Below are 20,498 nucleotides of genomic sequence, written 5' to 3'. Positions count from 1 at the left end.
GAACGAGAAACGAGTCGCGGGCGGAGAAACCGTTCGTTTCTCGTCCGGGCACTCGCTGCTGCTTCATGGCGGCCCCGACACGATTCGAACGTGCGACCTGTCCCTTAGGAGGGGACCGCTCTATCCAGCTGAGCTACGGGGCCATGCGGCGGGCATTTTCGCATGAACGCGTGCGGATCGGGCCGGCCCGCGGGCCGAAGTGGTGTCGGAAAAGTCTGCGGATTCGCGTCAGGACGCGGGCCGGCGCGCCTTTCGCGGGTATGCGTCGCGCGGCCCGGCCGCGCGATCAGCCGTCCGACGGCCCTTCGCCGAGCCCCGGATCGACCGGATCGCGTTGTCCCTTCGCCACCACCGTCGTGGCGGTGAGGTCGCCGGTGACGTTGCCGAGCGTGGCGAACACGTCGGGAATGGTGTCCAGCGCAAGCAGCAGGCCGAGCGGCTCGACCGGCAGTCCCAGCGCCTGCGTCACCGGCATGTTGGTGGCCATGAAGCTGACCTGGCCGGGCAGGCCGACGGAGCCCATGCTGATCACCACCGCCAGCGCCGCCGCGGCGGCCCACTGGGCGATGGTCAGGTCCACGCCGTAGGCCCAGGCGATGAACGCGGCCACGCCCAGGTACTGGATCGGGCTGGTGATGCGGAACAGCGACACCGCCATCGGCAGCACCAGCGAGGTCACGCTGAGCGGATGGCCGAGGCGTTCGCGTGAGGACTCGATCATCGCCGGCAGCGACGCCAGCGAGGACTGCGTGCTGGCGGCCACCACCTGTGCCGGCGCGATGGCCGAGGCGAAGCGGCGCAGGCGTTCGCGGCCCGCGATCGCGGCGATGGGATACATCAGTGCCGTCGCCAGCAGGTACATCGTGCACAGGATCGCGATGTACCAGCCGAACGCGCCGATCATGCCGTGACCCACGCGCGCGCACACGGCCAGCACCAGCGCGAACACGCCGACCGGCGCGACCCACAGCACCCAGTGCACGATCACGATCATCACGTCGGCGATGCCCTGCACCAGGTCGAGCAGGCGCGCGCGGCGTCCGGCTTCGATCCTCGTCAGCGCGAAGCCGAAGAACAGCGCGAACACCACCAGCGGCAGCATCGCGCTCGCCGCGGCGGCGGCCAGCGCGTTGGCGGGGATGATGCCGGCGAACCATTCGGACAACGAACTGGGAAGCGAGAGTTGCGCCGCGCCCGCGGTGGCCGCGCGCAGCGAATCGGCCAGGCCTTCCTGGCGCGGCACGAACGAGAACAGCACCGGCGCGACAATCGCCGCGAGCGCCGCGCACACCGAAAGGATCACCACGAAGGTGACGATCGCCTTGCGCGCGGTACGGCCGGATGCCGCCGCATCGGTGGCGTTGTTCACGCCGATCACCACCAGCGCCGCGACCAGCGGCACCACCGTCATCTGCAGTGCGTTGAGCCAGAGCCGGCCGACGGGCTGGACGAAGTCGGCGACCTTGACCGCGAGGTCCGGCGCCAGCCACGCGAGCAGCAGGCCGATGACGGCGCCGAGGAAGAGTCCGAGCAGTACGCGGGCGGTGTTCGACATCGGGCGTCAGTTCCGGTTGTGCGGTGGAGCCATCCTCGCGCAGCGGCGGGGGCGTGGGTCGCGAGGCGCGATATTTTCAGCGGGACGATGCCGGAGCCGGCAAACGCCAGGTTGCGTGGAGGCGTTCGAGTTCATCCTCGGGCAGCAGCGCGAACACGGGCCTGCGGCGCGGATCCAGCCACGCGAGCAGTGCGCGCATCGCCGGTTCCGGCATGGCGGTGCAACCGGCGGTGGGCTCGCCCGGCGCGCGCCACAGGTGCGCGAAGATGCAGCTGCCCGCGCCGCTGCGATGGCCTGCGTTGTGTTCGATGACGAATCCGAGCTTGTAGCGCACATCGCCGTCGGCGTGCAGGTCGCGGCGCATCGGCTCGGTGGAGCCTTCGACCGCGGCATCGCCCACCGCCTTCGCATCGACGATGCGGTTGTAGAGCGGGGACGCGGGCACGTCGATGCACCAGTCCGAGGCGGACATGCCCTGGTACGGCCACGCCGTCGCGGCGCTGTCGGCATAACCGAACGCCGTGCCGATGCGGAACACGCCCGCCGGCGCGCGGCCGTCGCCTTCCTGTTTCTGCGGGCCGTCGGATTGCGCCGGATTCAGGCCCAGGCCCCATGCCGAACCGCTACGGCCCACCGTGATCGGCGTCGCGCTGCCAACCTCGCGCCATGACGCGCCATCGCGCTCGTAGCGACGCAGCGTGCCGGTCGTCGCGTTCCAGTCGGCGGTGGTGACCAGCACGAGTTGTTGCGCGTCGCTCCACGGCACAGTGGCATCGGTTTTCGAGGCCATCCCGGCGCAGCCGGCGAGCAGCGCGAGCGATGCGGCGGCCAGGCCCCGGACGAATGCAGCGGTCGAACGCATGGAGAACCCCGGTCAGTGGTCGAGCAGATCCTGCATGCGCTCGAAGTTGAAGTCGAGTTGCAGCCGGCGTTCCTCGCTGGCATCGCACAGCAGGATGAAGATCAGGTCGAGCAGGTGCTGCAGCGCCGACTGGTACAGCAGCGGCTCGATGTGTCGGCGCTCGTCGTGCGCCGATACCAGCAGCGCGGCATCGGCGTGCGCGCGCAGCGGATTGGGCGTGTGCCGCGTGACGGTCACCACGCGACCCACGCGCTCGCGGAACAGATGGCTGATCTGGCACAGGGTCGGTTGGCGGCCGTGTTCGGAGAACACCAGCAGCACATCGCCGGGCGCGGCGCTGGAGACGCCGGCCTGCATCAGGATCGCGTCGACGTAGTGCACCGTGAGGATGCCCAGCATCGACAGCCGCGTGGCGAACGCGCGCGCCGGGATGCCGTCCTCGCCCAGGCCGATGATGAACACCTTGCCGGCCTGCGCGATGGCGTGCGCGATCGCGTCGATGTTTTCCGGCGGATTGATCAGGCGCGTTTCGGCTTCGGCCATCGCCTTCAGGTGCCAGAGGTCTTCGGCCAGCGCCGCGTGCGGATCGCCCGCGCGCGCTTCGCGACCATTGCCGCCTTCCTCGCCGCCATCGCCACGCGCCACGGCCTGACCGATGGAGTACTTCAGGTCCGGATAGCCCTTGTAGCCGAGCTTCTGGCTGAACTTCACCACGCTCGACTGGCTGATGCCGAGCGCGTTGGCGAGCTGCTGCGAGGAGTAGTCGCGCAGCAGGTGCGCGTTTTCCAGCAGGAAATCCGCGATGCGCCGCTCGATGGCGGACATCTGGTCGCGCTCGGAGCGGATCTTCAGCAGCGGCGACATGGGGCCCGCAACGAGTGGGAAGGAGTGAGAAACGGGTGGGCAGCCTCGCACGCGTGACGGGCCAAGAACGAGAAACGGGGACGGCGGAACCGGGAACGAGCGGGCGCGTTCCTTCGCTGCATGCGCGGGAAACGGCGATGGCCTTTGCTTTTCACTCGGTTCTCCCTCCTCGTCACTCGTTTTCCGCCTCCCCGTCACCCGTCCCTGCGCTTCAAAGAAGCTCCAGCCCCCGAATCTCCCGAATGCCCAGCCCCGGCGCATCGGTCACCGAGATCTCCGATTCGTTGAAGATCACGCCGCCATCGACCGGATTGAACGCGGAAAGCGAGGGGCCGTCGAGGTCCACCTTGGTGATCGCATTGGACTTGGCCACCGCCAGGTGCACGGCCGCGGCCACGCTGATGCTGCTTTCGAGCATGCAGCCGATCATGCATTCCACTTCGTACAACGCCGCGATATCGGCGATGCGGATCGCGTTGCTCAGGCCGCCGGTCTTCATCAGCTTGATATTGATGATGTCGGCCGCGCGCATGCGGATCAGGTCGATCACTTCCTTCGGCCCGAACACGCTTTCGTCGGCCATGATCGGCGTGTGCACGCGCTCGGTGACGTACTTCATGCCATCCAGGTCCTGCGCCTTCACCGGCTGCTCGACCAGTTCCAGGCGCACGCCGGCGTCTTCGAGCATGTTGATCGCATGCACGGCCTGCTTCGCGGTCCAGCCCTGGTTGGCGTCGAGGCGGAGCAGGGCGCGGCCTTCGACGGCGGCGTAGATCGCCTTGACGCGCTCGATGTCCACGCCGATGTCCTTGCCGACCTTGATCTTCAGCGACTCGAAACCGCGATCCACGGCGCTGAGCGAGTCGGCGACCATCTTCTCGATGTAGTCGACGCTGATGGTGATGTCGGTGGTGATCACCGGATCGCCGCCGCCGAGCATCTTGTACAGCGGCACGCCGTACAACTGCCCGAACAGATCGTAGACGGCGATTTCGACCGCGGCCTTCGCGCTGGTGTTCTTCTCCAGCGCGGTCTGGATGAGCTGCGTGATGCGGTTGAGGTTGGCGATTTCCTGTCCGATCAGGCGCGGCGCGATGAACTTGCGGATCGCCTCGACGATCGAGCCGTGCGTGTCGCCGGTGATGACCGCCGTCGCCGGTGCTTCGCCGTAACCGACCTGCCCGGTGTCGGTGTGCACGCAGACGATGATGTCCTCCACCGCCTCGACCGTGCGCAGGGCGGTCTTGAACGGCGTTTTCAGCGGAACGCGCAGCATGCCGAACCGGATGTCGGTGATTTTCATTCGTGTGGTTCTGGGATGTGGGGTGCGGGCGGGAGTGGGTGCCGGCGCTTACGGCCGGATCCGCTGGATGTTGGTGATGCGGTCCACGAAGCTGGTCTTGCCGTTGAACAGCAGCGGCGTGAGCGGCGAGACGGTGACGCCGTTGGTCCTGGCACGCACGATCCCGCCGTCGGGGCCGGCGAAGCTCAGGCCGGTGGTGTCGTGGATCACGTACGGTTCGCCGTCGATCCGGCCGATCACCATCATCACGTGGCCGGGAATGTAGACCAGATCGCCGACCTGCAATTCGCGCACGGCGGCCATCCGCTTTGCGTGGCTGTCCTTTTCGGCGAACGCGATGCGGTTGAGCGCGGGGCTCACCGCCTGGTCGCTGGTGTTGCGCGGCAGTTGCACGCCCATGCTGCGGTAGATCTCGGATACGAAACCGCTGCAGTCGCGTGCGTTGTAGCTGTGGCCCCAGCCATAGCGTTCGCCGAGGAACTTGAAGCCCTGCTGGATCAGGTTGCGCGGGGTGAGCGCGAGCGGCGCTTCGGCGGTCGGTTCGCGGCGAGGGAGCAGCGCCGGCGCGAAACGCAGCGAACCGTCGTCATTGCGCACCGGTAGCTGGATGACATGCGAGGTGTAACCATGCTGACCGTTCACGGCGGTGCCGACCGGCCAGTCGGCGAGTACCGGCACGCGCACGCCCATGTCGAGCTGCACTTCGGAAACGCCCGGTTCCTCCGGCGTGTAGACGGTGGTGGCGCGTGCGCCGGTGACGATGCGGAACGGCGTCTTGCGGCCGTAGCCCAACACCGCGTCGCGGCTGCCTTCGGCGACGTACTGCTTCTCGATCCACGCCGCATAACGCGTGTTGACGATGAAGAACCACTTGCCGTCGCGGCTCTCGTGCACGATCGCCACCGGATCGCCCGGGAAAAGCCCGCTTTCCTGGAAACGGTCGATGTCGTGGTCGTCGTTCGAACTGAACACGCGCGTCCGCGTCGGGAACGAGCGCAACGCGGCGCGATGCACGACCAGACCGAAGCGCGTGGCCTGCGTCGCGGGCACCGCGGCGAGGTTGGCGTTGTCGACGATCGCGTCGAGATCGGCAGCCGGCACGACTTCGCCGCGTTCGTCGTAGAGCGTGCGCGTGGGACGCTTCGACAGGCCCTCGATCCAGCCGGCCACGCGCGCACGTTCGAGCGAGGACGGCAACGCATCCAGGTCGTGCATGCTGCGATCGAGCTGCATCAGCTTCGCGTTCTGCACGGCGATGGCCTGCGCGTCGAGGATCACGCGGTCCGGTTCGGTCTGCCTTTCGACCCACCACGCGGGATCGAGCTGCGCCTGTTCGACACCGACCACGCCGGTATCGGCGGGAATGGTCCACCCGCGCTCGTAGGCGTTGGCCGACGAGAGCAGGCCCGTTGAAAGCAGGGCGGTGGAAAACAGGCAGGCGGCGAGGATGGGGCGAAGGCGCATGGAGCGGAATCCGTGAACGGCGGCGCGAGGGCCGGAAGACTGGACCGCGGCGTCGCGGCGCGGTTCCGGCAACCCGCGAACAGCGGCGGACGCCTGCGCGGCGTTCGCCGTGCGGCGGCCGAAGGCCGAAGCGTCCTCGATCATCGCGTCCCCTCCTGGACCGCCTTGCGGGAGGCGGCGGCCGGCTGGGACAGAATAGATACTTCTTTCTGCCGGATAGTCAAGAATAAATTATTGACCGGGTACTCCACTCATGTTACACAGCGGTGAACGGCCCATCTAACGGCCGCCCAGTGAGTGGTCTGCGTGGACGATCTACGGTTACCGCTTCGATCGCCGATGCCCCGGACGCGCCGCCGGCACGTCCTGTTCGCCGCCATTCTCGCCCTTGGGGCGATGGCCGCGACGGACGCCGCCCTGTCCGCCACGGACCCGCTGTCCGACGTGATCGCCCGTATCGACAGCGGTGATTTCCGCGAAGCGACCGCCCGCATCGATGCGGCCCTGGCGCAACCCGGACTCGACGCGCGAACCCGCGCGGACCTCGAATTCCAGCGCGAACGCATGCGCCGCATCCGCCTGGATTTCACGCTCACCGCCGACCAGGCGCGCGCGAAGCTGCGCGAATCCATTCCCGACCTGCGCGAGGACGAATTCCAGCGCTGGACGCAGGCGGACCTGCTCGAGCACATGGTGATCGACGGGACGCCGTGGTACTTCAACCGGTCCATCTCGAATCTGTTCCGCGTGAGCCCGGAGGCGATGGCGCGACGCGCGACGCCGTTCCAGCGCAACGACGGGCCGATGGAAAACGCCAACGCCTACCACGACGAGGCGGTGGCCGATGCGCGACGGACCGGCAACAGCAGCGTCGCGCCGCGCCGCGTGCGGGTGAAGCAGTCGATCACCGTCGATGCCGACGCGGTGCCCGCGGGCGAGACCGTGCGTGCGTGGATCCCGTATCCGCGCGCGATACCGGGGCGACAGGAAGACATCCGTTTCCTCGCGAGCCTGCCTGCGAAGCAGCGCATCGCGCCGGAGTCGACGATGCAACGCACGGTCTATCTCGAACAGCCGGCGGTGGCGGGCAAGCCGACCACGTTCTCGATCAGCTACGAACTCACCATCTTCGGCGAGCACCACCTCATCGATCCCCCCAAGGTGACGCCGCTGGGCGACCGGCCGGACCTCGCGCCGTACCTGGCGGAGCGTCCGCCGCACATCGTCTTCACCGACGAGATGCGCGCGTTCTCGAAGAAGGCCGTCGGCGACGAGACGAATCCGTATCGCATCGCGAAGAAGCTGTTCCAGGCCGTGGACGCCATTCCGTGGGGCGGCGCGCGCGAGTACTCGACCATCACCAACATCAGCGATTACGCGCTGCGCGGCAACCACGCCGACTGCGGCCAGCAGACGCTGCTGCTGATGACGTTGCTGCGCCTGAACGGCATTCCGTCGCGCTGGCAGTCGGGCATGGTCTATTCCGATGGCACGTACGACAACCTGCACGACTGGGGCGCGCTGTACCTCGCCCCGTACGGCTGGGTGCCGATGGATGTGACGACCGGTCAGTTCACGGGCGCGCGCGATCCTGAAGTGGAGTGGTTCTATCTCGGCGGCCTGGATGCGTACCGGATCGCCTTCAATGACGATTTCGGCACGGATTTCGTGCCGGCCAAGCAGCACGTCCGGTCGGAGACCGTGGATTCGCAACGCGGCGAAGTGGAGTGGGCAGGGGGCAACCTCTACTTCGACCAGTGGGATTACAGCTTCGAAGCGCAGGTGCTGCCCGTCGCCGGGACCGGACGGTAGCGCCTTCCGCATCACTTTCACCGTGGAGAGGGGACATGAAGAGCATGGGGTTTCGTAGGACCGCGTTGTGCATGGCGCTGGGCGTTTGCCTGACATCCGCGCTGTCGTTGCATCAGGCGCACGCCGCCAACACGGACGGTTCGCTGGTCGGCCGCACCACGCCGAACGCCGAGGTGACGGTGCGCAATCCCGCCACCGGCTTCACCCGCACGGTGCGCGCGGACGGGCAGGGCAACTACCGCTTTCCGTTCCTTCCGGTGGGCGACTACCAGGTCGAGGTGAGCCGCGACGGCCAGCCCGTGGCGGAACCGTTCGCGACGTCCATCAGCCTCGGCAACGCGACCACGTTGAACATCGCCGAAGGCGGCGCGGCGACGGAGCTCGCCGCGGTGCAGGTCGTCGGTTCGCGCGTGATCTCGCCGGTGGACGTGACCTCCACCGAATCGGCCACCAACATCAGCCGCGAGGAAGTGGCGCGCCTGCCGGTGCAGCGCGACATCCTCGACGTCGCCACGCTGGCGCCCGGCGTGAACCGTGGTGAGTTCGGCGGCCTGTCGTTCGGCGGTTCGTCCGTGGCGGAAAACACCGTCTACATCAACGGCCTGAACGTCACCGACTTCTACAACCGCGTGGGCTTTTCCTCGCTGCCGTTCTCGTTCCTGGAAGAGTTCCAGATCAAGACCGGTGGCTACTCGGTGGAGTACGGCCGCAGCACCGGCGGCGTGATCAACGCCGTGACGCGTCGCGGTACGAACGAGTTCCAGGCCGGCGCGGACATCGTGATCGACGGCCTGTGGCAGGGCAAGGGCAGGAACTACGCACCGACGCTGTACACCCGCTGGGACGATTCGGACGAGAACAACTATTCGATCTGGGGCTCCGGCGCGCTGGTGAAGGACCGCCTGTTCTTCTTCGGTATCTACGAGAAGCGCGACCTCGAGGCGCAGAACACCGACGACGGCGGCGGGAACTTCTTCGAGAACCAGGGCGACAACGACTTCTGGGGCGCGAAGATCGACTGGCAGATCAACGACGCCAACCTGCTGGAGGTGTTCGGCTTCTCCGACAAGAACGACACGACGCAGGACGTCTACGGGTTCGACGCCGACACCGGCACGCGCGAGGAATTCCGCAACCGCATCGTCAACAAGTCCGGCGGCGACAACTGGGCGCTCACCTACACCAGCTACTTCACCGATACGTTCTCGATGAAGGCCATGTACGGCGAGAACGAGCGCAACGCGTCGTCCATCGGCGTCAACGACGACCGCTGCAGCCTGGTGCAGGACCAGCGCGTGAACACCTCGTTCATCGGCTGCACCAGCAACACCGCGGTGATCGACCGCACCGATACGCGCGAGGCCGCGCGCCTGGACTTCGAATGGAGCCTGGGCGACCACCTGCTGCGTTTCGGCGCCGACCACGAGAACAACACGTCCGACTACAGCAGCCGTTATCCGGGCGATGGCCTGCGTTACGAGGTCAACAACGCCGGCGCGCGTGTCAACGGCGTCGACGTGCCGGAAGGCACGGTGTACGTGCGTACGCGCCAGGTCGCCAACCAGGGCACGTTCGAGACGGAGAACCAGGCCTTCTACATCGAGGACAACTGGAACGTCACGCCGAACCTGCTGCTGAACCTGGGCGTTCGCATCGAGAGCTTCGACAACAAGGACGCGGCCGGCAACAGCTACATCAAGCTCGACGACATGATCGCGCCGCGCTTCGGCTTCTCGTGGGACATGAACGGCGACGGGCGCTCGAAGGTGTTCGGCAACGTCGGCCGCTACTTCCTGCCGGTGGCGAACGTCATCAACATCAAGCAGGCCGGTCCGTTCCTGGATGCACGCCGCTTCTACTTCTGGGACGGCACCTTCGCCGACGGCGACAACCCGATTCCGGGCCTCGGCGCGGAAATCGGCACCGTGGACGACTCGCAGGGCGATGGCAGCGTCGCCGACTTCCGTGGCGAAGTCGACAAGGACATGGATCCGGTCTACCAGGACGAGTTCATCCTCGGCTTCCAGCAGATGCTGGGCGAGAAGTGGTCGTGGGGCGTGAGCGGCACGTACCGCAAGATGCACAACGCCATCGACGACATCGAAGTGGTCAACAGCTGCGGCGACAGCGGCTTCGTCATGGCGAACCCGGGCAAGAACCTGACCTACTACACCGACACCGACTGCGACGGCGAGAACGACGGCTTCGTCACCATCGACACCGGCGTGACGGGCTGGGAACTGCGCGACGGCACGATGATCGGCTGGGAGAACCCCAAGCGCACCTATCGCGCCATCGAGCTGCAGCTCGACCGCGCGTGGGACGACAAGTGGGCGTTCAATGCCACCTACGTCTGGTCGGCGAGCAAGGGCAACTACGAAGGGCCGGTGAATTCGGATACCGACTTCTCCGACTCGGGCCGTACCGAAGCCTTCGATAATCCGTTCGTGGAAATCGGCGGCTACGGCTTCCTGCCCAACGACCACCGCCACCAGATCAAGCTGCGCGGCAACTACGCCATCACCGACAACTGGACCATCGGCGCGACGCTGGATGCGCGCTCGGGCCGTCCGATGAGCGAATACGGTGCGGGCAATCCGTACGACGACAACGAGTTCCTCACGCACTACATCTGCGAAAGCGATCCGAGCCTGTGCTACACGGACGAGGGCCAGTGGCGGCTGTCGCGCCGCGGTGCGTACGACACCCTGCCGTGGACCTACAACCTCGGCCTGAGCGTGGCGTACAACACCGACCTGGGCCCGGTGAAGCTCAATGCGAAGTTCGCCGTCTACAACGTGCTCAACGAGCAGACGGTGATCGAACGCAACGAGACGCTGCAGGAAGAGGAAGGCGTGGGCCTGATGAATCCGTTCTTCGGCAACCCCACCGCGTTCCAGGCGCCCCGCAATGCACAGTTCATCCTTTCGCTGAGCTATTGATCTCCCTCGAGCGGCGGGCGGCCAGGTGCCGTCCGCCGCCTTTTTTCTTCCACAGGGACGGGCCTTGTCGAACTTCCATCCCGGCGAACTGGACGCGATCGCGCGTCACGTCCACACGCCGTTCTACGCATACTCGGCCGACATGATCCGCGCGCGGATCGCCGGCCTGCAGAACGCCTTCCGCGGCCTCGACATCCGCATCTGCTACGCGGTCAAGGCCAACCCCAATCTCGCGATATTGCAGCTGATGGCCGGCCACGGCGTCGGCGCGGACATCGTCTCGCTCGGCGAGATGCAGCGCAGCCTGAAGGCAGGCATCGCCGCGGACCGCATCGTGTTCTCCGGCGTCGGCAAGACGGCGGAGGAAATCGACGCCGCGCTGTCCGCGGGCGTGTGGCGGTTCAACGTCGAATCCGCCGACGAACTGCAGCTGCTGCAGCACGTGGCGCAGGCACGCGGCGCGTCTGCGCGCGCGGCGGTGCGCATCAACCCCGACGTGGATGCGCGCACGCACGCCAAGATTTCCACCGGCAAGGCCGAGAACAAGTTCGGCGTGTCCATCGACGAAGCGCGCCGCTGGTTCTCGCAGGCGGCGTCGCTGAGCCACGTGCGGCTCGATGGGCTGCACGCGCACATCGGTTCGCAGATCCTCGACCTCGAACCCTTCCGCATGGCGCTGCAACGCGTGGAAGCGTTCCGTCGCGAACTGGTCGAAGCCGGCCATGCCATCGCCAGCGTCGACATCGGCGGCGGCCTGGGCGTGGTCTATCGGCCGGGCATCGACCGGCCCATCGACATCGCCGACTACGCCGCGCTGGTGCGCGAGACGTTCGCCGGTTTCCAGGGCACGCTCGCGCTCGAGCCCGGCCGTTATCTCGTCGGCGAGGCCGGCGTGCTGGTGACGCGGGCGATCCGCGTGAAGCATGGAACCGATCGCCATTTCCTCGTCGTGGATGCGGCGATGAACGACCTGCTGCGGCCTTCGCTCTACGACGCGTGGCACGAGATCGTCCCGCTCCACGGCCGCGCCGAGGCCGAGGTGGCGTACGACGTAGTCGGCCCGGTGTGCGAAACCGGCGACACCTTCGCGCAGGGCCGCACGATGGCGCGCTGCGAGGCCGGCGACCTGTTGATGATCGGCGGCGCCGGCGCGTACGGTGCGTCCATGGGGTCCACCTACAACTCCCGGCCGCTGCCCGCGGAAGTGCTGCTGGACGATGGCCGCTACGCCATCGTGCGCCGGCGCCAGACGCTCGCGGAGATGATGGCCGGCGAACAACTCGCGCAGGCATGGCATGAAACCTGACCGGATCGTCGCGTTCGCGCTTTCGTTGTGGCTGGCGTGCCTGCCGGCCGTCTGCGGCGCGGCGTCATCGGCCTCGGACCGCGAGGCGGTCGATGCGATCTTCGAGGACGTGTTCGCGCGCTACCGCCTGCCAGGGCTTGCGCTGGGGATCGTCGAGGATGGGCGCGTGGTGTATTCGCGCACCGCCGGCGAACTCGTGGAGGGCGAGGGCGACAGGATCGACTCGCAGACCCTCTTCAAGGTCGCCTCCAATACGAAGTCGATGACGACGGCGACGCTCGCGCGCCTGGTCGATGCCGGCAAGCTGCGCTGGGACGACCCGGTGGTGAAGTGGCTTCCGGACTTCCGCATGCATGACGCATGGGTCGGTCGCGAAATGCAGGTGCGCGACCTGCTGATCCACAACAGCGGCCTGCGCGCAGGTGCCGGCGACCTGATGCTGTGGCCGGAGCCGAACACGTTCACGCGCGCGGACATCATCCATGGGCTCGGGTATCTCAAGCCGTACCGGAGTTTCCGTTCCGGTTACGACTACGACAACCTGATGTACATCGTCGCGGGCGAAGTCGCCGCGGCGGCGGGCGGTGCGCCGTATGAAACGCTGGTGCGTCGCGAAGTGTTCGAACCCCTGGGCATGTCGCGTTGCCAGGTCGGGCAGTGGAATCGCATCGAGGTTGGCAACGTCGCCCAGCCGCATCGCCGCGAAGGCCAGCGCAACGTGCCCGTGCGCAGCGATGGCGATATCGTTCCCGCGACGACGATGGACCCCGCCGGCGGCGTGCGCTGCAGCCTCGACGACATGCTCCGCTGGACCGCGAACTGGCTGAAGCCCGAACCCGCCAACGCGGGCTGGCTTTCGCAGGAGCAGCGCCAGGCATTGTGGGCGCCGCAGATGCCGATGCCGGTCTCCAGACGCATGCGCGAATGGGATCGCAGCCATTTCGCCGCCTATGGTTACGGCTGGCGCCTCGCCGACGTCGATGGCGTGTTCAAGGTCGCGCACACCGGCACGTTGATGGGCATGTACTCGGCCGTGACGATGCTGCCCGACAAGGGCGTGGGCTTCGTCATCCTGATCAACGGCGAAGGCGACGAAGCGCGCACCGTGCTGACCCAGGTGCTGGTGAAGCGCTACACGTCCAACGATCCGGCATTGTCTGTCGCGCATTACGCGCGGTTGCTGGACGAGGAGGAAGCCGCGCGACCGGTCGCCGAAAAGGCGCCGGACACGTCGCGTCGCCGGCGCGCCACCGCGAAGGAGTTGTCGCCGCGACTCGGCGCGTATCGCGATCCGTGGTTCGGCGAAGCGACGCTGTGCCGCGATGGCAATGCCGTGCGGTTCCGCGCGCGCAAGTCGCCGCTGCTCGATGGCGTGGTGCAGCGCGTCGGCGATCGCTGGCTCATCGACTGGAACGAACCGAGCGTCGATGCGGAAGCGTGGCTCGACTTCAACGAGGGTGGCATGCGCCTGGCGAAGGTCGATCCGCAGGCCGATTTCAGCTACGACTACGAGGACCTTGCGTTCGAACGGGTGGGGGATTGCCCCTGATGCGTCACATTGCATGCCTGGCGATCGCGTTCGCCACGCTCGCATTGGCGGCATGCGCGTCGACGCCGCGGATGGAGATCGATCCCGCGACCACGCCCGAAGCCGCCGGACTCGTCGATATCCGCACGCTCGTGCCCGACATCGACCTGGACATGCGCTACGCCGGCAGCAACAACTTCACCGGCGCGACGGTGGACGGCTACGGCGCACCGCGTTGCTACCTGCTGGAACCGGCGGCTAAGGCGATCCAGCGCGCCGAAACCGCGCTGCGCGCGGAAGGTTTCCGCCTTCGCATCTTCGACTGCTACCGTCCCGCGCGTGCGGTGCGTTCGTTCGTGGCATGGGCGAACAACGCGGATGAGCGCACGAAGGCACGCTTCTATCCGGCGCTGGAGAAGCCCGATCTGCTGGGCGGCTACATCTCGCCGACCTCCGGGCACAGCCGTGGCGCGACGATCGATCTGACGCTGATGCGTTGCGACACCGCGGGCGCATGTACGCCGCTCGACATGGGCACCGGGTTCGATTTCTTCGATCCGCTCGCCAATACCGATTCGCCGCACGCGACGCCGGAGCAGCGCGCCAACCGCGATCGCCTGCGTGCTGCGATGGCGCGTGCGGGACTGAAGAATTACCCGATGGAGTGGTGGTACTTCACGCTCGATCCGGAGCCGGCGCCGAAGCGATTCTTCGACGTGCCGATCGAATGAGTTCCTGCTCTTGTAGCCCGGGTAAGCGAAGCGCACCCGGGAATGCCGCCGTCTCTGCGCCCCGGGTGCGCTTCGCTTGCCTGCGCTACAACGACACGCGTCAATTCGTCGCGGTTTCGCCCATCGCCAGTGCGCCGATCCTCTTCGCAAGCTCGTAAGGCTCCGGATCGTCGCGATTGGTCAGCATCACCACGGTCAGGCGCCGCTGCGGCCAGCGCACGATGACGTTGCGAAAGCCGATGGACTCGCCCGAATGCCACAGCGAATCGCCTGTGATGCGCCAGCCGAAGCCGTATTCCACCTGCGGATCGTCGGTCGGCGTGGCCGGCGTGAAGGCCTGCCGCAGCGATTGCGCGGACAGCAGGCGCCCGTCGTAAAGCGCGGCGTCCCACTTCGCCAGGTCGTCGATGGACGAATAGATGCCACCATCGCCCAGCACCGCGCTGGTCGTGCTCTGGTCGGTGCGCGTCCACGCGCCGTTCTCGAAACTGTAGCCGTACGCGCGATGCGCGACTTCGGACACGCCGGCCTCGTGGGCGACGGTATCGCGCATGCCAAGCGGCTGGAAGATGCGATCGTGCAGGAACCGCGCGTAGCGCTGGTTCGATGCGCGTTCGACGATCAGCGCCAGCAGCGCATAGCCGCTGTTGCTGTAGCGGTATCCGGTGCCGGGCGCGAAGTAGGTGCGGTCCTGCGACTGCAGCAACGTGAGGACATCGGCATCGTGCACCTGCCGCGTGTCGGCGGGGTCCATCACGTCCTCGTAATCGATCAGGCCGGACGTGTGCGTGAGCAGGTGGCGGAGGGTGATGGCGTTCGTTGCGGCGGGCAGGCCGGGCAGGTACTGGCCGATGCGGTCGTCCAGCTTCAGCCGTCCATCCTCGATCAGCAGCAGCACCGCGACGGCAGTGAACTGCTTGCTCACCGAAGCCAGTCGGTAGTTCGTCTGCGGTGTGGCCGCGGTGCCGTCCTCAAGGTTCGCCATGCCATGCGCCCGCCGCACCAGCGGCTGGCCGTCACGCAGCACGAGCACGCTCGCGCCGGGCACGCGGCCCTGGTAATCGCGCATGAGCGCGTCGATGTCGTGCTGCATTCGCGTCCCTCCGCTCGCGCAACCGGCGAGCAGCAGGGCGGCGCCCGTAAGCCAGTGATGGATGCGCATCGACGCATGGTAGCCGGCGCGGGTCCGGGTATGCGAGGCTGCCGTCACGAAGGGGGCGGCCTCGTGCCGCGCAGGGAAGATCGCGGCTGCACACGCCGCACATTCGCGAGGGGAACGGGATGAACGCAGTGAAGGCATGCGTCGGCGCGCTGGTGCTGGTGGCGGGCGTGGGCGTGTGGAAAACCTACATCGACAGCGGACGCGTGGACCCGAAGGCGTGGGTTGCCGAGCGCGTCGGCTCGTCCGCTGCGGGCGACGCGAGCGCGCAGGGCTTCCAGGCGATGCCCATGCCCGATGGCGTGCCGTCGCGGGGCGTCATCGTGTTCGCGCCGAAGCACTGCACCTCCGACGCCGCGCGTCGCACCGAGCAACTGGTCAGCCATCTTTCGAAGCAGCGCATCGCCTACGTCCGCACCGACCAGGCGAGCTACAACAGCCTCACCTCGCCCGAGGAAGCCTCGCGCGTGATGTCGGTGATGAACGGCCCGGTGCCCATCGTCTACGTCAACGGCCGCGCGAAGGCGAACCCGACGCCGGAGGAAGTGGTCGCCGAGTTCCGCGGGAAGTCGGCGGGCTGAAGGTCGGGCATTCCCGGGTCTCGTGCATTCCGGGGCCCCATGGCAAAACAGCGCGTAACGCCTGAGGCGTAACGCGCTGTCCTGGCTGGATGAGTGGTGGAGCGGAGGAGGATCGAACTCCCGACCTTCGCATTGCGAACGCGACGCTCTCCCAGCTGAGCTACCGCCCCACGAAGGTGCAAATTCTAGCGGGCGATGCGGCGGTGCGCTAGCCCCCGGGCGGGAATCGGGCCCGGAGGGGAGACATCGGCTCAGCAGCGAGCCGGCGGACGATTGATCGGGCTCAAGCGCGGTGCCGGGCCGCGGCGGGACAGTGCGGTTTTCCCATCGCAGGAGGTCCCGTGTCCATGCAGGAACATCGCGAAACCGCGTCGATCGACGTGCCGTCGACCGACACCCACGGCCCGAGGATCGCCGACGGCGGCGACCGGCAGCCCGACGCCGCGCCCGGCGCCCGCATGTCCCGTGTCCGCTACGAGCGCGAGAAGCGCGGGCTGCAGATCGAACTGCTGAAATGGCAGGCGTGGGTGAAAGGCTCCGGACAGCGGGTGGTCATCCTGTTCGAGGGACGCGACGCGGCCGGCAAGGGTGGGGCGATCAAGCGCTTCATGGAGCACCTGAACCCGCGCGGCGCGCGCGTGGTCGCGCTGGAGAAACCCAGCGATACCGAGCGCTCGCAGTGGTATTTCCAGCGTTACGTCGAACACCTGCCGGCGGCGGGCGAGATCGTGCTGTTCGACCGCTCCTGGTACAACCGCGCCGGCGTGGAGCGGGTGATGGGGTTCTGCTCGACCGACGAGTACCTGGAGTTCATCCACCAGTGCCCGAACTTCGAACGCATGCTCGTGCGCAGCGGCGTGCGGCTGTTCAAGTTCTGGTTCTCGGTGAGCCGCGCCGAGCAGCACCGCCGTTTCGCGCAGCGCAGGAAGGATCCGCTGAAGCAGTGGAAGCTCTCGCCGGTCGACCTGGCCTCGCTCGACAAATGGGACGAATACACGCGCGCGAAGGAGGCGATGTTCGTCGCGACCGACACGCCGGATGCACCATGGACGGTGATCCGTTCCGACGACAAGAAGCGCGCGCGGATCAACGCGATGCGCGTGGTACTGGACGCGTTCGACTACACCGCCAGGGATCGCGACGCGATCGGCGAGCCGGATCCGTTCATCGTCAGCCCGGCCTCGCGCGCGTACGAGGACGGCGACGGCCCGCTTGCGGGCGATCGCTCACGTCGATTCGCACAACTGGCGGCGGTGTAGGGCTTCAGCGCGCCTGCGCGAGCAGCGGCGCCAGTCCGGGCTCCAGCGCCCGGCGGCGCCAGCCAGCCAGCGCTTCGGGCCATTCGCCCTGGTCCATCAGCACTTCCAGCCAGCGGCGCGAGGCGAGCACGCCGTCGGGCAGGCCGAGTTCGGCGCTGCGCACGGCGACGGCGTCCTGCAGTTTGCGCAGGCGCTGCTTGTCGCGCTGTTCGGACTGCACGGCGTCGGGCGCGTCGCCTTCGTCGGACAGTGGCGTGTTCAGCGCGGACCAGATCGCATCGGTGAGGCGGCGCGGCGACTTGGGAATCGCGTCGAGCGTGCGCTGCAGTCCGGCGCGATCGACCGGCGGCGTGCGCGCGAGCGTGACCGCCAGTTCGTTGTCGAGGATCCAGCTGCGCGGACGGTCGTTCTGGCGCGCGTACACGTCGCGCCAGCGCAGCAGCCGCAGCAGGCGCAACTGGGCATCGCGGTCGAGGAACTGCGCGCTGCGCATCGACGCGTGCGGCCAGCGCTCGGGCGCTTCGTGCTCGGCGTTGAACACGGTACGCGCGGCGTCCTCGGCCAGCCATTCGCGACGATTGAGTTCGCCCAGACGATGGTCCAGCTGGTCGTGCAGTTCGAACAGGTGGCGGACGTCGTCGGCGGCGTATTCCAGCTGCGATGGCGAGAGCGGGCGACGCAGCCAGTCCGACCGCGTCTCACCCTTGGGCAGCACCACGCCCGTGAGCTGCTCGACCAGCTTCTGGTAGCCCAGGCCGCCGCCGACCCCGGTCAGCGCCGCGGCGAGTTGCGTGTCGAACAGCGGCTTGGGCACGACGTCGCACGCATGCCTGAACGCCACCAGGTCCTCGCTCGGGCTGTGCATGACCTTGACGATCGCCTCGTCGGCGAGGATCGGCGTCAGCGCCTGCAGCATGCCGGGCACCAGCGGATCGATCAGCAGGATGTCCGGCTCGCCGCCCGCATCGCCCAGCGCGATCTGCACCAGCGCCAGTTGCGGCCAATAGGTGCGTTCGCGGATGAATTCGGTGTCCAGGCCGATGCGCGCCGGCTTTGATGCGAAGCGGGCCCGCAGTTCGGCGGGGTCGTTGATCCAGGCGACGGGCATGTCAGCGGTGAACGGACGATTCGGCGGCGGTTGCCGGGGCGGGCGACAATAGCCTACTTTCGGGGCTCCCGGCATCGCGGTCCGTGAAGGCCGGACCCATGACCACCCGCATGATCTGCCCAGGAGGCGAGGAGGACGTTTGCGCGCATTGCCTTTGACCGCCGGCATCGCGGTGATGGCACTGGTGGCGGCGGGATGCTCGCGCGATGCGTCCTCGCCTGCGCGCGACGGCGCGGGCGCACGCACCCCGATCGTCACCATCAGCGCCGACCAGGCGGTGTCACCGGTGCCGCCGTGGCGCGTGCCGGCCGTGCAGGTGACGGACGAAAACGTCGCAGAGCTGAAGGAAAAAGCCTCACAGGCGCTGTCGCGCGGCCGGCTGTTCGGCGGGGCGGAGGATGCGATCCCGCTGTATTACGCGCTGCGCCGTTTCGATCCGGAAGACGCTGCGGCCAACGCCGGGTTCGATCGCTCGCTGAAGCGGCTGATCGCCAGCGGCGACGAGGCGCTGGCCGCGCTCGACCGCGATCCGCTCTCGCTGCGCCGCGCGCACGAGATCGCCGCCGTCGCGCGCGCCGTCGCGCCGGGCAACGTCGACATCGTCGAATACCTCGCGCGACTGGATCGCGCCGACGAAGCGCAGGAAGCCAACCGCCTGGGCGAGGAAGCGCTCAACGCCGGTCGCCTCGGCGTCGGCGGCGAGGCGGGGCATGCGCTGACGCATTTCCGCCAGGCGCTCGAACTCCGGCCGGGCGACATGCGCGCCAACCAGGGCATCGCCGCCGTCGAGAGCGCGCTGATCCGCCGCGCCGAGCTCGCGGCCGATCGCGACGATTACGTTACGGCCGAACGCGAACTCGACATCGCCGCGAAGGTGCGTCCCGACGCGCCCAGCGTGGAGGACGCGCGCGGGCGGATGGCGATGCAGCGCATCGTGCGCGTCAACGCGTTGCGCGACGCCGGCATGGCGGCGCTGATGCGGCAGGGCGGCATCGACGAAGCGCGGCGCCATCTCGCGGTGATGCTGCGCATCGCGCCGGCCGGCGATCCGGCCACGCGCGAGTTGCGCGAGCGCATCGACCTGGCGACGCATTACGGCCTGTTCCGCCCGGGGCAGGTGTTCACCGACGCGATGCAGGGCGGCGGGCGCGGGCCGCAGATGGTGGTGATTCCCCACGGCGCGTTCCGCATGGGCTCGGAGGAGAACGAAGGGCAGGAATCCGAGCGTCCGGCGCGCAATATCCGTTTCGAGCGCGGCCTGGCGATGTCGCGGACCGAGATCACCGTGGGCGAGTTCCGCCGCTTCATGCAGGCCACCAAGCATCGCGCGCGCGCCAGCCGGCGCGGCTATTCGACCGCCTACGACGAACGCAGCGGCAACCTGGTGCGTCGCGGCAACGTGGACTGGCAGTCGGACTACGTCGGCCAGCCCGCGCGCGACGACATGCCGGTGCTCCACGTCAGCGCGAAGGACGCGCTGGCCTACGCCGAATGGCTGTCGGCGCAGACCGGCGAGCGCTACCGGCTGCCGAGCGAGGCGGAATTCGAATACGCACTGCGGGCCGGCAATCGCGGACGTTACCCGTGGGGCGAAGGCCCGCCGCCGCTGCGGATCGGCAACTTCACCGGCGGCGCGGACGTCTCCCCGAGCGGTCGGCGCTGGCGCAATGCGTTCCCGGGGTATGGCGATGGCGCGTGGGGGCCGGCGCCGGTCGGAACCTACCAGCCCAACGCCTGGGGACTGCACGACATGGTCGGCAACGTCAGCGAATGGGTCGCCGACTGCTGGCACGACAGCTTCCGTCGCGCCCCGCGCGGCGGCGAGGCCTGGCTCAATCCCGGCTGCCGTTCCCGTGTGGTACGGGGCGGCTCGTGGACCAGCGCGCCGGAGGAAATGCGTTCGGCCTGGCGACAGGGCAGTGACGCCAACAACACGACCGCGCGGATAGGGTTCCGCGTGGTGCGCGACATCTGAGCATCGATCCGGCCGCGACGCGGCCGCACACTGACCAGGGACGGAAGAG

General features: G+C 67.8%; 15 protein-coding genes and 2 tRNA genes. 8 read left to right on the top strand and 9 right to left on the bottom strand.

Translation table 11 applies throughout. The features are described 5' to 3' along the window. Positions 1 to 66 precede the first annotated feature (66 nt). From AC3ANK_RS12090 to AC3ANK_RS12065, 6 genes are all read right to left on the bottom strand, one after another. Positions 67 to 143, bottom strand: a tRNA-Arg gene (locus AC3ANK_RS12090). Between the two features lie 143 nt (positions 144 to 286). Then, the gene (locus AC3ANK_RS12085; protein WP_484171300.1) at positions 287 to 1,555 is read right to left on the bottom strand and encodes a dicarboxylate/amino acid:cation symporter; all 1,269 of its coding nucleotides are present in this window, start codon (positions 1,553 to 1,555) and stop codon (positions 287 to 289) included. Positions 1,556 to 1,631: 76 nt separating this feature from the next. Beyond that, positions 1,632 to 2,417 (bottom strand): L,D-transpeptidase family protein, encoded by a 786-nt coding sequence (locus AC3ANK_RS12080; RefSeq protein ID WP_484171299.1) that lies wholly within the window; start codon positions 2,415 to 2,417, stop codon positions 1,632 to 1,634. A 12-nt stretch (positions 2,418 to 2,429) separates the two neighbouring features. Then, entirely contained in the window at positions 2,430 to 3,281 is an 852-nt protein-coding gene (locus AC3ANK_RS12075; protein WP_206861039.1) for a MurR/RpiR family transcriptional regulator, read from the bottom strand. Positions 3,282 to 3,492: 211 nt separating this feature from the next. Next, on the bottom strand, positions 3,493 to 4,584 hold the full coding sequence (locus AC3ANK_RS12070) for a dipeptide epimerase (RefSeq protein ID WP_206861038.1): 1,092 nt from the start codon (positions 4,582 to 4,584) through the stop codon (positions 3,493 to 3,495). 48 nt (positions 4,585 to 4,632) lie between these two features. Further along, positions 4,633 to 6,048 carry a C40 family peptidase gene (locus AC3ANK_RS12065; RefSeq protein WP_484171298.1) on the bottom strand — a complete coding sequence of 472 codons (1,416 nt, stop codon included), beginning with the start codon at positions 6,046 to 6,048 and terminating at the stop codon, positions 4,633 to 4,635. A gap of 339 nt (positions 6,049 to 6,387) precedes the next feature. Between AC3ANK_RS12065 and AC3ANK_RS12060 the strand changes: the two genes are divergently transcribed. From AC3ANK_RS12060 to AC3ANK_RS12040, 5 genes are all read left to right on the top strand, one after another. Then, positions 6,388 to 7,860 (top strand): transglutaminase-like domain-containing protein, encoded by a 1,473-nt coding sequence (locus tag AC3ANK_RS12060; RefSeq protein ID WP_484171297.1) that lies wholly within the window; start codon positions 6,388 to 6,390, stop codon positions 7,858 to 7,860. A gap of 71 nt (positions 7,861 to 7,931) precedes the next feature. Next, on the top strand, positions 7,932 to 10,802 hold the full coding sequence (locus tag AC3ANK_RS12055; protein ID WP_484171296.1) for a TonB-dependent receptor: 2,871 nt from the start codon (positions 7,932 to 7,934) through the stop codon (positions 10,800 to 10,802). A 64-nt stretch (positions 10,803 to 10,866) separates the two neighbouring features. Next, on the top strand, positions 10,867 to 12,108 hold the full coding sequence (gene lysA, locus AC3ANK_RS12050) for a diaminopimelate decarboxylase (RefSeq protein ID WP_484171295.1): 1,242 nt from the start codon (positions 10,867 to 10,869) through the stop codon (positions 12,106 to 12,108). After that, positions 12,098 to 13,657, top strand: a complete 1,560-nt coding sequence (locus AC3ANK_RS12045) for a serine hydrolase (protein WP_484171294.1) — start codon at positions 12,098 to 12,100, stop codon at positions 13,655 to 13,657. The genes lysA and AC3ANK_RS12045 overlap by 11 nt, the downstream gene beginning before the upstream one ends. Continuing rightward, positions 13,657 to 14,367, top strand: coding sequence for a M15 family metallopeptidase (locus tag AC3ANK_RS12040; RefSeq protein ID WP_484171293.1), 711 nt, complete (start codon positions 13,657 to 13,659; stop codon positions 14,365 to 14,367). The genes AC3ANK_RS12045 and AC3ANK_RS12040 overlap by 1 nt, the downstream gene beginning before the upstream one ends. Positions 14,368 to 14,467: 100 nt before the next feature. Here the strand turns inward: AC3ANK_RS12040 and AC3ANK_RS12035 are convergent, their stop codons facing one another. Next, positions 14,468 to 15,529 (bottom strand): serine hydrolase domain-containing protein, encoded by a 1,062-nt coding sequence (locus AC3ANK_RS12035; RefSeq protein WP_484171292.1) that lies wholly within the window; start codon positions 15,527 to 15,529, stop codon positions 14,468 to 14,470. A gap of 119 nt (positions 15,530 to 15,648) precedes the next feature. Here AC3ANK_RS12035 and AC3ANK_RS12030 point away from each other — a divergent pair, with 119 nt between their 5' ends. Next, complete coding sequence (locus AC3ANK_RS12030; RefSeq protein WP_206861030.1) at positions 15,649 to 16,107, top strand: hypothetical protein; 459 nt, start codon at positions 15,649 to 15,651, stop codon at positions 16,105 to 16,107. Between the two features lie 94 nt (positions 16,108 to 16,201). Here the strand turns inward: AC3ANK_RS12030 and AC3ANK_RS12025 are convergent. Next, a tRNA-Ala gene (locus AC3ANK_RS12025) sits at positions 16,202 to 16,277 on the bottom strand. A gap of 177 nt (positions 16,278 to 16,454) precedes the next feature. Here AC3ANK_RS12025 and ppk2 point away from each other — a divergent pair. Beyond that, entirely contained in the window at positions 16,455 to 17,366 is a 912-nt protein-coding gene (gene ppk2 / locus AC3ANK_RS12020; RefSeq protein WP_484172874.1) for a polyphosphate kinase 2, read from the top strand. Positions 17,367 to 17,370: 4 nt separating this feature from the next. Here ppk2 and rnd read toward each other — a convergent pair whose 3' ends face one another. After that, positions 17,371 to 18,474, bottom strand: a complete 1,104-nt coding sequence (gene rnd, locus AC3ANK_RS12015) for a ribonuclease D (RefSeq protein ID WP_484171291.1) — start codon at positions 18,472 to 18,474, stop codon at positions 17,371 to 17,373. A 175-nt stretch (positions 18,475 to 18,649) separates the two neighbouring features. Between rnd and AC3ANK_RS12010 the strand changes: the two genes are divergently transcribed. Then, positions 18,650 to 20,449, top strand: coding sequence for an SUMF1/EgtB/PvdO family nonheme iron enzyme (locus AC3ANK_RS12010; RefSeq protein WP_484172873.1), 1,800 nt, complete (start codon positions 18,650 to 18,652; stop codon positions 20,447 to 20,449). Positions 20,450 to 20,498: the final 49 nt, after the last annotated feature.

Source organism: Lysobacter sp. SCRH-1R, from assembly GCF_057747855.1.
The sequence above is the reverse complement of the archived record's forward strand: the minus strand, read 5'-3'. Positions and strand labels throughout refer to the sequence as shown.